The sequence below is a fragment of the Polynucleobacter sp. 30F-ANTBAC genome, from assembly GCF_018882385.1.
In the GTDB taxonomy this organism is placed as follows: domain Bacteria; phylum Pseudomonadota; class Gammaproteobacteria; order Burkholderiales; family Burkholderiaceae; genus Polynucleobacter.
This window is the reverse complement of record NZ_JACVON010000001.1, coordinates 288,871-305,385: the sequence shown is the minus strand read 5'-3', so window position 1 is coordinate 305,385 and position 16,515 is coordinate 288,871. Positions and strand designations below refer to the sequence as shown.

The window sequence follows — 16,515 nt, the reverse complement described above, 5'->3', positions numbered from 1 at the left end:
ACCGACATTGAGAGAGATAAATAAGATGCCAGCATACCAACGAGTGTTATTGAAACTATCAGGTGAAGCCTTAATGGGTGATGACTCTTATGGCATTAATCCTACGACGATCGATGCGATGGTCAAAGACATTGCTGATGTTGTTGCTAGCGGTATTCAGTTAGCGATCGTGATTGGTGGCGGTAATATTTTTAGAGGTGTGGCCGGTGGTGCTGCAGGTATGGATCGCGCTACAGCCGATTACATGGGTATGCTAGCGACGATGATGAACGCCTTGGCCTTGCAGGATGCCCTGCGTCAAAAAGGTGTGGAGGCTCGAGTTCAATCGGCTCTGCGTATGGATCAAGTGGTTGAGCCTTATATCCGTCCTAAAGCGATTCGCCATATGGAAGAGGGCAAGGTGGTGATTTTTGCTGCAGGTACAGGTAATCCATTCTTTACAACAGATACAGCTGCAGCGCTACGCGGTGCAGAAATGGGAGTTGAGATTGTTCTGAAAGCCACGAAAGTTGATGGTATTTACACCAGCGATCCTAAGAAAGATGCTTCAGCAACTCGATATGACACCATCAGCTTTGATGAAGCAATCATCAAAAATTTACAGGTGATGGATGCGACAGCTTTTGCTTTATGCCGCGACAGAAAATTACCTATCAAGGTATTTTCTATATTGAAGCCTGGGGCTCTCAAACGCGTAGTCATGGGCGAAATTGAAGGTACTTTGGTACACGTTTAAGAAATAAAAGGGGAAAAGATCATGCCAGCTATGGAGATCAAAAAAAATACAGAGCAAAAAATGACCAAATCGATTGAGTCATTAAAGTCCAATTTACAAAAAATTAGAACGGGTCGTGCGCACCCTGGCATCTTGGAACAAATCAATGTGGATTACTACGGCAATCCAACGCCTTTAGCTCAAGTCGCGAATTTAGGTTTGGCGGATGCACGAACTTTGACAGTTCAGCCTTGGGAAAAGAGCATGATGGGTGCTGTTGAAAAAGCGATTCGTGAGTCAGACTTGGGATTAAATCCTGCTACTCAGGGCAACATTATTCGTGTGCCAATGCCGGCTTTAACTGAAGAGCGTCGTAAAGAGCTCACTAAAGTAGTTAAAGGTGAGGGCGAAGATTCTAAAATCGCGGTTCGTAATTTGCGTCGTGATGCAAACGAAGCGTTGAAAAAATTAGCAAAAGACAAAGACATCTCTGAGGATGAAGAGCGCCGTTCACAAGACGAAGTTCAAAAAATGACAGATCGCTTTGTTGCTGAAATCGACAAAATCATTGTTGAAAAAGAGAAAGAGATCATGACTGTTTAGGTTTTTAACCTGAATAGAGCTTATGACTCAATCATCTTCATCTTCGCAGTCCAACCATATTAGCTCCACGCAGGGAGTACCTGCAGTAGCTGGTATTCCCAAACACGTTGCCATCATCATGGATGGTAATGGTCGTTGGGCGACGAAACGTTTTCTGCCTCGAGTGGCTGGGCATTCTCAAGGGCTGGATACAGTCAGGGATATCGTCAAGGCTTGTGGTGATCTTGGTGTGGAGCACCTGACATTGTTTGCATTCAGTTCTGAGAACTGGAGAAGACCTGCTGAGGAAGTGGGTTTCTTGATGAAATTGTTTTTAACGGCCTTGGAAAAAGAAATTTCCCGTTTACATCGGAATAATGTTCGTTTACGTTTGATTGGTGACTTGAGTCGTTTTGATCCAGTGATTCAAGAAAGAGTTTCAACGGCTGTAGGCCAGACCTCTAACAACACAGGCTTGAACTTAACCATTGCAGCTAACTATGGTGGTCGTTGGGATATTCTTCAAGCCATGCGTTCTTGCTTGAAGCAGCATCCAGGGTTAAGTCCGGATGAGTTATCTGAAGAACTATTAACACCTTATTTATCGATGTCTTATGCGCCAGAGCCTGATTTATTTATCCGCACAGGTGGTGAGCAACGCATCAGTAATTTCTTGCTTTGGCAATTGGCTTATACAGAGCTCTATTTCACGGATGTTCTTTGGCCAGATTTTGATGCCAAAGAATTAGCCAAGTCTTTTGCTTGGTACCGCGATCGCGAGAGGCGCTTTGGCAGAACCAGTGCGCAGGTTAGCTCTTCTGATCCTGCTGCCAATCCGTCCCATAAGGCTAACTCTTAGGTTCCCATGTTAAAAGCTCGCGTGATAACGGCAGTGGTTTTATTAGGTATTTTTTTACCAGTTCTTTGGTTAGCCCCATTAATCTGGTTAGGAGCTCTGTTAGCGTTGGTTATCACGTTGGCCTCATGGGAATGGTGGCGACTTCTATTCCCTAATAATAAAAAGAGAGCAATCTCTTACGCGGGCATTTGCCTTCTTAATTTAGCTACCTGGTTCATGTACGCTGGAATGGATGCTGTGCAACTTTTGCTCTGGATTACTCTTGGTTTTTGGATTGTGATCGTGCCACTGATCATGAAGCAGTCTTTAGAATTTGATCTGAAAAAATGGCGTTGGCCATTGGTTATTTCAGGTTTATTCATTTTTCCAGCTTGCTGGTTTGCCTTGATGTATTTACGTGGCATCAGCATGACATTGTTTTTATCGGTTTTAGTTTTGGTTTGGGTTGCTGATATTGGCGCCTATTTTGCAGGTAAAGCGTTTGGTAAAAATAAGTTGGCGATTCGATTAAGTCCCGGTAAATCGATTGAAGGTGCTGTTGGTGGCTGTATTTTGGTTTTAATCATTGCATTGCTTGGTGGCTTAGTTTTAGATAATGTTGAACTATTTCAATTGAACTATTTTGCGTTGCTAACGGAAAAATTGGGTTGGTTGGGTATGGTAGCTATCACAATACTTTGCGTCGCCATGAGTATCCAGGGTGATCTATTTGAGTCGCAGTTAAAACGCATTGCTGGTGTGAAAGATAGTAGCCACCTATTGCCTGGTCACGGTGGATTTTTGGATCGCATTGATGCTTTATTACCAGTGCTTCCTGTGGCAGGTCTGATCGTGATCTTGATCACTCAATAACGAAGTAATAAACCCAAGTGATCATCCATCAAACAAGTAACCCGTCGGCTATGAGAGCTATCTGTGTTTTAGGCTCAACAGGATCTATTGGAGTGAACACACTCAATGTGGTGCGTGAGCATCCTGAGCTATTTAAGATCCAAGCACTCACAGCTCACCGGCAGGTTACCTTGCTTGCAGAGCAATGTGCTGAGTTTCATCCGGAGTTAGCTGTTGTTGGAACAGCCGAGGCTGCCCAAGAGTTAGAAAAGCTACTGCGCCAACAAGGACTTAAAACACAAGTGCTTTATGGTCCAGATGCATTGGTGACTGCTTCAACGCTGTCATCGGTCAATACGGTGATGGCAGCGATTGTTGGAGCGGCTGGTTTATTACCAACCATTGAAGCAGCCAAAGCAGGCAAACGAATTTTGCTTGCTAACAAAGAAGCTTTGGTGATGTCAGGCGATATTTTCATGAAAGCCATAGCTACAAGTGGCGCTGAGCTTTTGCCGATTGACAGTGAACACAATGCGATCTATCAATGCCTACCCGATGCCAATACGTCGAATGGTGGTTCAAGAGGTCGGTACACCCAGCTTGGCATCAAAGAAGTTTTATTGACGGCATCTGGTGGCCCATTCAGAACCATGGCACTATCTGATTTATCCCATGTTTCACCCGATCAAGCATGTGCACATCCTAACTGGGTGATGGGACGAAAAATATCGGTGGATTCAGCCACCATGATGAATAAGGGTTTGGAACTTATTGAGGCTCATTATTTATTTGGACTTGATGCCACTCACATTCAGATATTGATTCATCCGCAAAGCGTGATTCATTCGATGGTCAGGTATCTCGATGGCTCTGTGATTGCTCAGCTTGGACAGCCTGATATGAGAACGCCGATTGCCTATGGTTTGGGTTGGCCCCATCGAATCCATGCTGGTGTTCAAGAGTTGGACTTCAAGTCTCTCAAAGGTTTAAGCTTTGAAGAGGTTGATACAGAGCGCTTCCCATGTATTAATTTGGCTTATGGTGCTCTGGCAGCGGGAGGATTATTGCCTACGGCTTTAAACGCGGCTAATGAGATTGCGGTTCAGGCCTTTTTAGATGGACGCTTGAAATTTACTGATATTGCCGTCGTGGTGCAAAAGGTTTTAGACCGATTCCAGTCCGGCGCAGCCAATAGCCTTGAGCTGGTTTTACAGGCTGACCTTGAATCAAGGCAAATTGCTCAACTGATATTGAAAGATTATTAAGTATGGATGCTATTTGGAGTTTGTTGGCGTTTTTGGTGGCAATTGGCGTGCTGGTGAGCTTTCATGAATTTGGCCATTATTCAGCTGCTAAGTTATGTGGCGTCAGAGTTCTTACTTTTTCTGTAGGTTTTGGTAAATCGATTTGGTCCTATCAAAAAAACCCAGAGTCGACACAGTGGTCGTTGGCCAGCTTGCCTTTGGGTGGCTACGTGAAGATGGATGATGAGTCTTTTAAATCAAAAAAGCTATGGCAGCGCTCTTTTATTGTTGCTGCAGGTCCTATCGCCAATTTTTTACTGGCGATCTTCTTTTTGGCGGTGCTTTTTTCTTCGGGAGTTCCTCAATTGCCCGCCAAGATGGTGGAGCCCGCTCAAGATTCAGTCGCCCACCAAGCTGGTATTGTTGGTGGAGATCAGATTATTGGTTGGAAGCAAGCTGGTGATGACGAATTTAGGCTGATTGCTAGTTGGAACCAGTTGCGCTGGCGATTATTGGATGCGGTGACTGCAAAAGAGGGTTTTACGTTGCAAGTCAAAGATGCAAAAAATCAAGAGCAAGTCATTGTTTTTAAAAGTGAAAATTTTAAAAAGCTGACTCCTGAAACCGATCCTTTATTGTCTTTGGGGTTAAAGCCGGATGTGGCGGAACCCATCGCTTGGTTTCAGCTTCAACTAGACCCTTTAAAATCTGTTTCAGTCGCTTCTGAGCGTGTTTGGGACGTCAGCATCGTATCCATCAGGATGCTATTGGGTATTTTTACAGGGGAAGCATCAATTAAGCAGCTCGGCGGACCTCTTAGTATTGCGGATATGGCTGGAAAATCAGCCCAGATTGGCTGGCAGTCCTACTTAGGGTTCTTGGCCCTCATTAGTATCAGTTTAGGGATTCTTAATTTGATCCCTTTACCCATGCTTGATGGTGGTCAGCTCATGTATGATGTATGGGAGTTGATCTCAGGACGACGGATTCCAGAGTCCTGGCAGAATGTTTTACAAAGAGTTGGAATGGCTGGCCTGATGACAATAACGATTTTGGCTTTGTTTAATGATATTTCTAGATTGTTTTTACGTTGAAACCAAGTAAAAAATTACTACTGACTCCTCTAGCTGCGATTGCAGTTAGCCTTTTATCGGGCCAAGCATTTGCTGCTGACCCATTTGTGGTTAAAGACATCCGCGTAGAAGGTTTACAGCGTGTTGAGCCTGGAACTGTTTTTAGTTACTTGCCAGTGCGTGTTGGTGAGACTTTCACAGATGACAAAGCTGCTGATGCTATCCGCGCTTTATACAACACTGGATTCTTTAAAGATGTCAAAGTGCAGTCGGAGAATCAAGTTTTAGTTATCTCACTTGAAGAGCGCCCAGCTATTTCTTTAGTTGACTTCACGGGGCTGAAAGAGTTTGATAAGGAAGGTCTTAAAAAGTCGCTTAAGGCAGCCGGCATTACAGATGGTCGTTACTACGATAAGTCAATTATTGATAAAGCAGAGCAAGAGCTTAAGAAGCAATATGTTTCTAGAGGTTTTTATGCTGCCGAAGTAAAAACAACCGTAACACCCGTTGATCGAAATCGCGTTGCTATTGTGTTTAACGTTGACGAAGGTAATGTTTCAAAAATTAAACTCATTAACATCAATGGTGCGAATGCTTTTAAAGAGTCAGCTTTGCATGATGAGATGCAGCTATCCTCAGGTAATTGGTTGTCTTGGTATACCAAAAATAATTTATATTCAAAGCAAAAACTGGTTGCTGACTTAGAGTCTCTTCGTTCTTTTTACTTGAGTCGTGGCTACCTTGAGTTTGTCATTGAGTCGACCCAAGTTTCAATTTCATCTGATAAAACTGAAATGTATCTCAGTATCAATATCAAAGAAGGTCTTCAGTACAAAGTTTCTAGCATTAAGTTGGCCGGTGAGTTGTTGGGTAAGGAAGATGAGTTAACTAAGTTATTGCAGTTAAAAACGGGCGAGATTTTCTCTTCCAGCAAATTAACGGCATCTACTACTGCAATTGCGGATAAATTAGGCGCTTACGGTTATGCATTTGCATCGACAACACCAACGAATGCCTTGGATCGAGAAAAGCAATTAGTTGATTTAACTTTAACAATTGATCCTGGTAAGCGTACCTACGTGCGTAAGGTGAACGTAGTCGGTAACGTTAAAACCCGTGACGAGGTGATTCGCCGAGAGATTAGGCAGCTTGAAAGTTCTTGGTACGACAGTGAGAAGCTTAAGTTATCTAAGGATCGCGTGAATAGAACGGGTTACTTTACAGAAGTTGATATTTCCAATGAAGAGGTGCCAAATACCGCTGACCAAATTGATGTCAATATGAAGGTCGCTGAAAAGCCGACTGGCTCATTAAATTTGGGTGCGGGTTTTTCATCGACGGATAAGTTAATCCTAAGTGCGGGTATTTCTCAAGAAAATGCTTTTGGTACTGGTACAAGTATTGGCTTGAATATCAATACTGGTAAAACAAACAGAACGATTGCTGTTTCTAACTATGATCCATATTTTACAGAGGATGGTATCAGTCGATTTACAGAGCTTTATACAAGAAGTAGTATGCCTCTTTACTATGCTGGTGACACTGAATACAAGGTTCAATCAACGGGTGGTAGCTTTAAGCTTGGGGTTCCTTATTCTGAGATAGATCGAGTTTTCTTTGGTATTGGTGTCGAGCAACTTAAAATGACAACAACTATCAATACACCTCAGGCTTATCAAGCGTATTTAAAAGAATATGGTGAGACCAGTCTTAATATTCCTTTAACTGTTGGATGGGCTAGAGATGGCCGAGACAGTGCGTTAATTCCATCACGCGGAACCTATCAACAGGTCAGCCTAGAATTGGGTACAGCTTTGGGTGATTTAGAGTACTACCGTGGTTACTACCAGCATCAGTATTTTTATCCTCTTTTAAAAGGCAATGTAATTTCTCTGAATGGTGAATTTGGTTATGGTGATACGTACAACGGTAAAACCTTCCCGATCACCAAGAACTACTACGTTGGCGGCATTGGATCTGTGAGGGGTTATGAGCCAGGTTCACTGGGTCCGCAAACTGACCAATATTATGCTGGCACAACCACTCCAACGGGAGTTAAAAGTCCAACTGGGGGGTCTTCAAAACTAGTAGCTAATGCTGAATATACTTTCCCAATTCCTGGTTCAGGAGTTGATAAGACATTGAGGTTGTTTGGCTTCTTTGATGCAGGTAACGTTTTTGATGGTACTGTGAACTTATCTGAATTACGTAAGTCTTATGGTTTTGGTCTTTCTTGGATTTCTCCGTTGGGACCATTAAAATTCAGTTATGCTCTTCCGATTAATGACAAGCCAGATGATCGTTTGCAGCGTTTTCAATTCCAAATTGGCACAGCGTTTTAATTTTTTAAAGGTAGATGTATGAAACATTTAGTGATGAGTCGTTTAAATGCAACTTTAGTTGCATTGGTTATCTCAACTGGATTCTCAACAAGTCAGGCGGTTGCAGCTGATGAAAAAGATTTCAGCAGCAAAATTGGCGTTGTTAATTCTGAGCGTATTTTTAAAGAATCTAATGTTGCTAAAGCAAGTCAAGCAAAACTTCAGAGCGATTTTGCAAAACGTGAAAAAGATTTACGTGACGAAGCACAAAAAATTAAATCAGCAGCAGAGAAGTTGGATAAAGATGCAGCGGTGATGTCGGATACGGATCGTGTGCGCAAGCAGCGCGAACTGGCTGATGCTGATCGTGAGTTGCAACGTAAGCAACGTGAGTTCACTGAAGATGTAAACCAGCGCAGTTTCGAAGAGCGTTCAAAGATTGCTCAAAAAGCGAACCAAGCCCTCAAGTCAGTTGCTGAACGTTACAAATTAGAGTTGATCGTTCAAGAGGCTGCTTATGTTAACCCTCGTATTGACGTAACTGATGATGTGATTAAAGCTTTAAATAGCTCACGTTAATCATTTATTAGTTTTATTGGAATTGCATGCCATCTATCGCTGAGTTAGCTGCGCAGTTTTCGGCTCGCTTGGTGGGGGATGGCCAAGTTGAAGTATCTGGGTTTGCCCCGTTAAGCGACGCAAAGCAAAATCAGTTGGCTTTTTTAGCCAACCCACTTTACCGCAACGAAGCACTTAGCAGTCAAGCTGGCTGCTTAATTGTTTCTGAGGCGGACCATGAGTTCTTGAACTCACAAGCGAATACGAAAGCTCATAACTTTCTTATTACTCAAAATCCTTACGCACTCTTTGCCAGAATCTCTCAGCTTTTTGAAAAGCAGTCAGCAGAAGTTTCAGTGGCTGGTATTCATCCTAGCGCTGTGATTGAGGAGGGTGCTATTGTTGCCCCAAGCGCGACCATCGGACCTTTTTGCCATATCGGTAAATATGCCAAAGTAGGTGAAGCCACCGTATTGAAAGCAAACGTTGCCTTAGGTGATAACGCCACAATTGGTAATGGTTCGCTCATTTATCCGAATGTCACAATCTATCATGGCTGCCAATTGGGTGATCGAGTGATCATTCATAGTGGCACAGTAGTTGGTTCGGATGGTTTTGGCTTTGCTCCTGATTTGGCAGCGGGTGAGTGGGTGAAGGTGCCTCAAGTTGGTAAGGTTGTGATTGGTTCGGATGTGGAAATTGGATCGAACACTTCTGTGGATCGTGGCGCCATGGCAGACACCGTCATTGAAGATGGTTGCAAGATTGATAATCTCGTACAGATTGCGCACAATGTTCACATTGGTTCATTAACCGTTATTGCGGGCAATACAGCTGTTGCCGGCAGCACACGCATTGGTAAGATGTGCATGATTGGTGGTTCAACCAGTTTTTCAGGACATTTAACCATCGCTGATCGAACCACCATTTCAGGTGGCACGACGATCATTCGCTCAATTGATCAGCCTGGTCAGCACTACACCAGCATTTTCCCGATGTTGCCGCATTCCGACTGGGAAAAGAATGCCGCTATTTTGCGCAGCTTGGATAAAATGCGAGCAAGAGTTAAAGAATTAGAAAAGCAAATCAAGTTAATAAAGTAATCAAGGACAGATCATGACTGAGTTAGTAAATTTTGATATCAACCAAATTTTAAAGATGCTTCCGCATCGTTATCCCTTTCTTTTGGTGGATCGTGTTCTTGAGTTAGAGGCTGGCCAACGCGTTAAAGCACTTAAAAATGTGACGATGAACGAGCCGCACTTTACTGGTCACTTTCCTGAGTTTCCAGTCATGCCTGGCGTTCTAATTCTTGAAGCTTTAGCTCAAACTGCTGCTCTTTTGACATTTGGAAATGATGCTGTGGACGATTCTGTCTACTTTTTTGTCGGCATTGATAACGCTCGCTTTAAAAGACCTGTGACACCTGGTGATCAATTGATCTTGAACGCGTCGATAGAGCGCTTTAAAGGTGGCATTTGGAAGTTCAAAACATTTGCAACGGTCAATGATGTGATCGTGACGGAAGCTGACTTGATGTGCACAATTCGCAAAAAGGAAGCTTGAGATGTCTTTGATTCATGCTACTGCGATTATTGACCCTAAAGCTGAGATAGCTGATGGTGTAGAGATCGGTCCTTATGCAGTTGTTGGCCCTAATGTCAAAATTGGCAAGAACACCAAGATCGGTGCGCATACCGTTGTAGAAGGCTGCACCACTATTGGTATCGATAACAAGATTGGGCATTTTGCTTCAGTTGGTGGTGCCCCTCAAGACATGAAGTACCGTGATGAGCCGACCCAGTTGATCATCGGTGATCGCAATGTGATTCGTGAATTCACAACCTTGCATACAGGCACGACTCAGGATGCGGGATTTACGAAAATTGGTAACGATAACTGGATCATGGCTTATGTTCATATTGCCCATGATTGCGTGGTTGGTAACAACACCATTTTTTCAAACAATGCTCAAATTGCAGGTCATGTTCATGTAGGTGATTGGGCTATTTTGGGTGGTATGTCAGGCGTTCATCAATTTGTTCGAATTGGTGAGCACTCGATGATCGGTGGCGCTTCTAAGCTTGTTCAAGATTTACCGCCGTATGTGATTGCCTCAGGCGCTGTTGCTGAGCCACACGGTTTGAATGCTGAAGGTTTAAAGCGTCGTGGATTTACGCCGGAGTCGATTGCAGCGCTTCGTCAAGTTTACAAATTACTTTATAAGCAGAACCTCAGTTTTGAGGAAGCTAAAAAAGCGATTGATGAATTAGCGACAGAGAAGCAATCATCAGAGCCAGATACGGCTCAGAAAATAAGACTATTCCATGAGTTCATCGCCGCTTCACAGCGCGGCATTGCCCGCTAATCTGTCTGAAGGCTATCTGGCTTGCGTAGCTGGAGAGCCCTCAGGAGATATGCTCGCCGCTAGCGTATTGGCTGGCATGAAGGGTGTTTCTTCCATTGCCCATCTACCCACTCGTGGTGTGGGTGGCCCCAGAATGATTGCTGAAGGGTTTGATGCCGAATGGCCCATGGAGACTTTAGCTGTTCGCGGGTATGTCGAGGCGATTAAACAGTTGCCATCTATCCTATCTCTCAGGCGATCCCTTATTAAAGAGTTACTGGAGGATCGACCTAGAGCATTTTTGGGTATTGATGCGCCCGACTTTAATTTGGGTGTTGAGAAGCGATTAAAAGCAGCAGGTATACCAACCATCCATTTCATTAGTCCTTCGATTTGGGCATGGCGGGGAGGTCGCATTAAAGGCATTCAAGAGTCCGTTGATCGGATGCTTTGTATTTTCCCGTTCGAGCCGGAGATTTATCACAAGGTAGGCATGTCTGCCACTTATGTGGGCCATCCTTTGGCATCGCAGATTCCCATGGTGCCGGATACCGCAGCGGCCAAGCTGAAGCTTGGGGTTGGATCTGATAAAGCATTGATCGCCATCATGCCGGGTAGTCGCCAATCGGAAGTAGCCATGATTGCCCCTGGGTTTTTAAAGGCCATGGTACTCATGCATCAGCAATATGGCAGTGATATGGAATTTGTTTTACCGATTGCCACTCCCGCCTTGAAGCCAGCTATCGATGCTTTGCTTCAACCGATTCTTGCCCAGCACACTCAACTGACTATTCATTTATTAGATGGTCAAGCGAGTTTGGCTCTAGAGGCTTGTGATGTTGTCTTAATTGCCAGTGGTACTGCGACATTAGAGGCTGCGTTGTGGAAAAAGCCGATGGTGATTTCTTATCAGGTACCAGCTTTAACAGCTTGGATTATGAGGAAGCAGGCTTACTTGCCTTATGTGGGTCTGCCTAATATTTTGGCGGGTAAGTTCATTGTTCCAGAGTTATTGCAAGAGCAGGGACGTCCAGAAGCATTGGCTCAAGCGATAGTGAAATTACTGGATCAAAGCTCTGAAGTGAGTCTCCTCAAGGAACGTTTTACAGAGATGCATCACACTCTTAATTTACCAACTGGTCAGTTAGTGGCCGAAGTCATTGCTGAAGTAGTTGAGGGTTCTCATGTCTGATTCAATCGAGTGGATCTGCGGTGTTGATGAGGCTGGAAGAGGCCCTTTAGCAGGATCCGTTGTCGCTGCGGCAGTTATCTTGGACCCCAGTCGGCCGATTGCAGGATTAAATGACTCTAAAAAATTAAGCGCCAAAGTTCGTGAAGAGTTATTTGACATCATTATTAGAGATGCTAAAGCGTGGTGCATTGCTGAGGCAAGCCCAGCAGAAATTGATTCAATTAACATTCTTCAAGCCACAATGTTGGCCATGCAAAGAGCGATTGAAGGTTTAGAAAAAACCTTGGGCAGAATGCCCGATGGTGCATTGATTGATGGCAATCGTTGCCCTAAAGTCGATATCCCAATGGAAGCAATTGTGAAGGGGGATAGCAAAGTTCAAGCAATATCTGCCGCATCCATTTTGGCGAAGGTGACACGTGATAGGGATATGCAAATATTGCATGATCAATTTCCTATGTATGGTTTTAACCAACACATGGGGTATCCCACGCCGTTTCATTTTGAGACTCTTAAAGAGTTTGGTCCATGCCCCATGCACCGACGTTCGTTTGCCCCGGTTCGTGAAGTGATGGAGCAAAAATTATTATGAAATCACCTAAATCCATCATTTCACTAGATAACCCCTTATTTAAGAGAGTGAAGACCCTTTTGGAAGGTGGCGCTAAAGCGAGTAAGTTAAGGTCTGACTTAGGTTTAGCCGTTGCAGAGGGTGCTCACCTTGCGCAGTCTTGGTTGGGTAGCGAGGATTTGGTTGAAATACTCACGACCGAAGCAGGTTTAGTTTTACCTGAAATTGCGGCTGTTGTGGATATGCAACTTGCATTGGTGCCTAGTACCGAGCTATTTATCCTAGATGAAACTCTTTGGAAAAAATTATCTGATCTAGGTCATGCACCTCCAATTATTATCACGATCAAGATTCCAGAAAGAGAATTTCCAAGCAACCTAAGTCATGATGTTTTGATCTTAGATGGCGTGCAAGATGCTGGCAATGTTGGCTCTATGATGAGAACGGCTGCTGGTGCAGGTTTGCAGCATATCGTGTGCATGAAGGGCACGGCTCAGGCTTGGTCCCCCAAAGTTTTAAGAGCAGCGATGGGTGCTCATCGGCATTTAAAAATTCAGGAGGGCTGGTCGCTTAATCAGGTTCGTGACAAGATCACTTTGCCTATTTACTCTACCTGTTTGAACGCCGAGCAAGATTTATATGACTTGGGTGAGGCTCTTAAGGAACCTCATGCTTGGGTGTTTGGTAATGAAGGATCTGGAATTAATCCTGAGTTTTCAACCTTCTCAAAAGGGATCTCCATTCCTCAGGATCCCGCGATTGAATCCCTGAATGTCGGAGCTGCTACAGCGATTTGCTTGTTCGAAGCGAAGAGGGTTCGACGACAGACATCTTGATAAATTTCTGCAATCAATAATTACGGCGATCGGGCTTAATCTCTTGCAGGATGGTGGTGGCGATTTCTTCAATGGATTTATTGGTTGTCGATAACCATGGAATGCCATTTTTACGCATCATCGCTTCAGCCTCGCTCACTTCATAACGGCAGTTCTCAATTTTGGCGTAATTGCTACCAGGGCGACGTTCATTGCGGATTTCGCATAATCGCATCGGATCAATGGTTAAGCCAAATAACTTCTTGCGATAGGGTTGAATATCCACAGGCATCTGACTTCTTTCAAAGTCATCCGGAATTAAGGGGTAGTTGGCCGACTTTAAGCCATATTGCATAGCCAAGTAAAGGCTGGTTGGGGTTTTACCACTTCTAGATACGCCCACCAAGATAATGTCTGCATCCGCCAAGTTTTGATTGGATTGACCATCATCGTGAGCAAGAGAGAAATTAATGGCCTCAATGCGGTTTTTATACGATTCTGTATCGGCATTGTTATGAAATCGACCAATAGCGTGGTTCGACTTAACACCAAGGGCCTGCTCCAAGGGGACAATAAATGTTTGGAACATGTCCATCATCAAGCCCTTTGCGGCCGTAACAATGGCATTCACCTCAGGGTTAACAAGCGTCGTAAAAACGATGGGTTGCTGACCTGATTTCTCCGAATATTCATTGATTTCTCGAACCGCTTGGTGCGCTTTATCGACTGTATCAATAAAGGGAAGTCTGACTTGCCTAAAAGGCAGCTCAAATTGGGCTAGGATCGAGTGGCTAAAGGTCTCGGCGGTGATGCCAGTACCATCAGAAACAATGAAAACAACACGAGGTTTTGCGGTCATAAATAGGGGTGCGGTAATTTAAGGGAGCTAGTTTTAAACGGTTACAATTGAGATATATAGCGCTATGGACTCAAATTTACCCTAAGTCTTTGGCAGCAGTGCAGATTTTCTATTACTTGAGAGTTCTTATGACTAATCCTAACCATGCTAATGCATACGTTTTACCTTTTGAGGAGCTCCGCATGTCTGACGTTGAGTCAGTCGGCGGTAAAAATTCTTCATTAGGAGAGATGATTTCCCAATTAAATGCCACGGGTGTTCGTGTTCCTACTGGATTTGCGACAACTGCCTTGGCTTTTAGAGACTTTTTGGTTCATAACAAGTTAACCGAGCGCATCAATGCCCGTTTAGACGCTTTGAATGTGGATGATGTTAAAGCTCTAGCTCTTGCTGGCGCAGAGATTCGTCGTTGGGTTGAAGAAGCTCCATTCCAAGAGCGTCTTGAAAAAGAGGTTCGTGAAGCGTTTAAAGTTCTAGATGCTGATGGTAAGGGTTCTTTTGCGGTTCGTTCTTCAGCAACGGCTGAAGATTTACCGGACGCCTCATTTGCTGGTCAGCAAGAATCATTCTTGAACGTAGTAGGTATTGAAGATGTGTTGCACCGCATTCGTGAAGTGTTTGCTTCTCTTTATAACGACCGCGCTATTTCATACCGTGTTCACAAAGGCTTTGCGCATGCGGAAGTTGCTTTGTCTGCCGGTATTCAGCGAATGGTTCGCTCGGACAAGGCTTCCTCTGGTGTGATGTTCACATTAGATACCGAGTCAGGCTTTAAAGATGCCGTATTCATTACGTCAAGCTATGGATTAGGTGAAACCGTTGTGCAGGGTGCGGTTAATCCGGACGAGTTTTATGTTTTCAAGCCAACCTTGGCTGCTGGCAAATACGCCATCATTCGTAGAAGCTTGGGCTCTAAGTTAATTCAGATGCAATTCACAGCGCCAGGCGAGCCTGGTCGCGTTAAAACTGTGGATGTACCTTTAGAGCAACGCAATCGTTACTCGATTACTGATGAAGATGTTGCTGAGTTGGCAAGGTACGCGATGATCATCGAGAAACATTACGATCGCCCGATGGATATTGAGTGGGGTAAAGACGGTATCGATGGCAAGATCTACATTCTTCAGGCCCGTCCTGAGACAGTCAAGAGCCAATCTCAAGGTCAAGTTGAGATGCGTTACAAACTTAAAGGTCATTCAACAGTTTTAACAACTGGTCGTGCGATTGGTCAAAAGATTGGTACTGGTACTGTGCGTGTAGTCAAAGATGCCAGCGAAATGGACCGTGTTCAGCCAGGTGACGTCTTAGTTGCTGACATGACAGATCCTAACTGGGAACCTGTGATGAAGCGGGCAGCAGCGATTGTGACTAATCGTGGTGGTCGTACCTGTCACGCAGCGATTATTGCTCGTGAATTAGGTGTGCCTGCTGTTGTAGGTTGCGCCAATGCAACGGACGTTTTAAAAGACGGCGCAGTTGTGACCGTATCTTGTGCTGAAGGTGATGAAGGCCGTATCTATGACGGTCCGATTGAGACTGAGGTAACAGAAGTTAGTCGTGGCGTATTGCCTGAGATTCCTCTAAAGATCATGATGAACGTGGGTAACCCACAATTGGCTTTTGACTTCTGTCAGATTCCAAATGGTGGTGTGGGCTTGGCACGTTTAGAGTTCATCATCAATAACAATATTGGTGTTCATCCAAAAGCAATCCTAGAGTATCCAAACATTGATTTGGATTTAAAGAAGGCTGTAGAGAGTGTTGCTCGTGGCCATGCAAGTCCTAAAGCGTTTTACGTAGATAAACTAGCTGAAGGTATTGCTACGATTGCTGCTGCTTTTTATCCAAAGCCAGTTATTGTTCGTATGTCTGATTTCAAATCAAACGAATACAAGAAGTTGATTGGTGGATCAAGATACGAGCCGGACGAAGAGAATCCAATGCTTGGTTTCCGTGGCGCCTCTCGTTATATCTCAGAAGACTTTGCAGAAGCGTTTGCGATGGAATGCGAAGCGATGAAACGTGTTCGTAATGACATGGGCTTAACAAACGTTGAAATCATGATCCCATTTGTTCGCACAGTAAAACAAGCTGAGAAAGTAATCGGTTTGTTAGGTCAGCAAGGTCTTAAGCGTGGCGAGAATGGTTTACGCGTCATCATGATGTGTGAAGTACCTTCAAACGCTATTCTGGCTGAACAGTTCTTGGAACACTTTGACGGTTTCTCAATTGGTTCAAATGACTTGACGCAATTGACTCTCGGTCTTGACCGAGATTCAGGTATGGAGTTGTTGGCTATTGATTTTGATGAGCGTGACCCTGCGGTAGAGTTCTTAATTGCTCGTGCTATTGAGACTTGTATTGCCAAGGGTAAGTACATTGGCATCTGTGGTCAGGGTCCTTCTGATCATCCTGATTTTGCACAATGGTTGATGAATAAAGGAATTAAGTCTATCTCGCTAAATCCTGATAGCGTGGTGGATACTTGGACTTTATTAGCTAAGAAGTAATGGCTTGGCAGTCAGACTCTTTGATGGGGTCTGACTTG

Annotated in this window: 16 protein-coding genes; 15 read left to right on the top strand and 1 reads right to left on the bottom strand. The window is 44.2% G+C overall.

Going from position 1 to position 16,515, the window contains the following annotated elements:
• Positions 1 to 25 precede the first annotated feature (25 nt).
• The 14 genes from pyrH to ICN28_RS01180 are packed head-to-tail and all read left to right on the top strand — an operon-like array spanning position 26 to position 13,129.
• Positions 26 to 736, top strand: a complete 711-nt coding sequence (gene pyrH, locus ICN28_RS01245; protein ID WP_216285624.1) for a UMP kinase — start codon at positions 26 to 28, stop codon at positions 734 to 736.
• Positions 737 to 757: 21 nt separating this feature from the next.
• Positions 758 to 1,318: a ribosome recycling factor gene (frr, locus tag ICN28_RS01240; protein ID WP_216285621.1), complete on the top strand. Its 561-nt coding sequence runs from the start codon at positions 758 to 760 to the stop codon at positions 1,316 to 1,318.
• 22 nt (positions 1,319 to 1,340) lie between these two features.
• Positions 1,341 to 2,156, top strand: coding sequence for an isoprenyl transferase (locus tag ICN28_RS01235; protein ID WP_216285619.1), 816 nt, complete (start codon positions 1,341 to 1,343; stop codon positions 2,154 to 2,156).
• A 6-nt stretch (positions 2,157 to 2,162) separates the two neighbouring features.
• Positions 2,163 to 3,008, top strand: coding sequence for a phosphatidate cytidylyltransferase (locus tag ICN28_RS01230; RefSeq protein WP_216285617.1), 846 nt, complete (start codon positions 2,163 to 2,165; stop codon positions 3,006 to 3,008).
• A gap of 50 nt (positions 3,009 to 3,058) precedes the next feature.
• Positions 3,059 to 4,252 carry a 1-deoxy-D-xylulose-5-phosphate reductoisomerase gene (gene ispC, locus ICN28_RS01225; RefSeq protein WP_216286821.1) on the top strand — a complete coding sequence of 398 codons (1,194 nt, stop codon included), beginning with the start codon at positions 3,059 to 3,061 and terminating at the stop codon, positions 4,250 to 4,252.
• A gap of 2 nt (positions 4,253 to 4,254) precedes the next feature.
• Positions 4,255 to 5,325 carry an RIP metalloprotease gene (locus ICN28_RS01220; RefSeq protein ID WP_216285615.1) on the top strand — a complete coding sequence of 357 codons (1,071 nt, stop codon included), beginning with the start codon at positions 4,255 to 4,257 and terminating at the stop codon, positions 5,323 to 5,325.
• Positions 5,322 to 7,646 (top strand): outer membrane protein assembly factor BamA, encoded by a 2,325-nt coding sequence (bamA, locus tag ICN28_RS01215; protein WP_216285612.1) that lies wholly within the window; start codon positions 5,322 to 5,324, stop codon positions 7,644 to 7,646. The genes ICN28_RS01220 and bamA overlap by 4 nt, the downstream gene beginning before the upstream one ends.
• An 18-nt stretch (positions 7,647 to 7,664) precedes the next feature.
• A complete protein-coding gene (locus tag ICN28_RS01210; protein WP_255536076.1) occupies positions 7,665 to 8,204 on the top strand; it encodes an OmpH family outer membrane protein in 540 nt (179 codons plus the stop codon).
• 26 nt (positions 8,205 to 8,230) lie between these two features.
• Positions 8,231 to 9,286: a UDP-3-O-(3-hydroxymyristoyl)glucosamine N-acyltransferase gene (gene lpxD, locus ICN28_RS01205; RefSeq protein ID WP_216285610.1), complete on the top strand. Its 1,056-nt coding sequence runs from the start codon at positions 8,231 to 8,233 to the stop codon at positions 9,284 to 9,286.
• A gap of 10 nt (positions 9,287 to 9,296) precedes the next feature.
• A complete protein-coding gene (fabZ, locus tag ICN28_RS01200) occupies positions 9,297 to 9,749 on the top strand; it encodes a 3-hydroxyacyl-ACP dehydratase FabZ (protein ID WP_216286817.1) in 453 nt (150 codons plus the stop codon).
• A 1-nt stretch (position 9,750) separates the two neighbouring features.
• Entirely contained in the window at positions 9,751 to 10,551 is an 801-nt protein-coding gene (lpxA, locus tag ICN28_RS01195; protein WP_216285608.1) for an acyl-ACP--UDP-N-acetylglucosamine O-acyltransferase, read from the top strand.
• Positions 10,511 to 11,722 (top strand): lipid-A-disaccharide synthase, encoded by a 1,212-nt coding sequence (gene lpxB, locus ICN28_RS01190; protein WP_216285606.1) that lies wholly within the window; start codon positions 10,511 to 10,513, stop codon positions 11,720 to 11,722. Before lpxA ends, lpxB begins: the two co-directional genes overlap by 41 nt.
• On the top strand, positions 11,715 to 12,314 hold the full coding sequence (rnhB, locus tag ICN28_RS01185; RefSeq protein ID WP_216285604.1) for a ribonuclease HII: 600 nt from the start codon (positions 11,715 to 11,717) through the stop codon (positions 12,312 to 12,314). Before lpxB ends, rnhB begins: the two co-directional genes overlap by 8 nt.
• The gene (locus ICN28_RS01180; protein ID WP_216285602.1) at positions 12,311 to 13,129 is read left to right on the top strand and encodes an RNA methyltransferase; all 819 of its coding nucleotides are present in this window, start codon (positions 12,311 to 12,313) and stop codon (positions 13,127 to 13,129) included. Before rnhB ends, ICN28_RS01180 begins: the two co-directional genes overlap by 4 nt.
• A gap of 13 nt (positions 13,130 to 13,142) precedes the next feature.
• Here ICN28_RS01180 and ICN28_RS01175 read toward each other — a convergent pair whose 3' ends face one another.
• A complete protein-coding gene (locus tag ICN28_RS01175; RefSeq protein ID WP_216285600.1) occupies positions 13,143 to 13,967 on the bottom strand; it encodes a pyruvate, water dikinase regulatory protein in 825 nt (274 codons plus the stop codon).
• A gap of 128 nt (positions 13,968 to 14,095) precedes the next feature.
• Here ICN28_RS01175 and ppsA point away from each other — a divergent pair, with 128 nt between their 5' ends.
• Positions 14,096 to 16,477, top strand: a complete 2,382-nt coding sequence (gene ppsA / locus ICN28_RS01170) for a phosphoenolpyruvate synthase (protein ID WP_216285598.1) — start codon at positions 14,096 to 14,098, stop codon at positions 16,475 to 16,477.
• Positions 16,478 to 16,515: the final 38 nt, after the last annotated feature.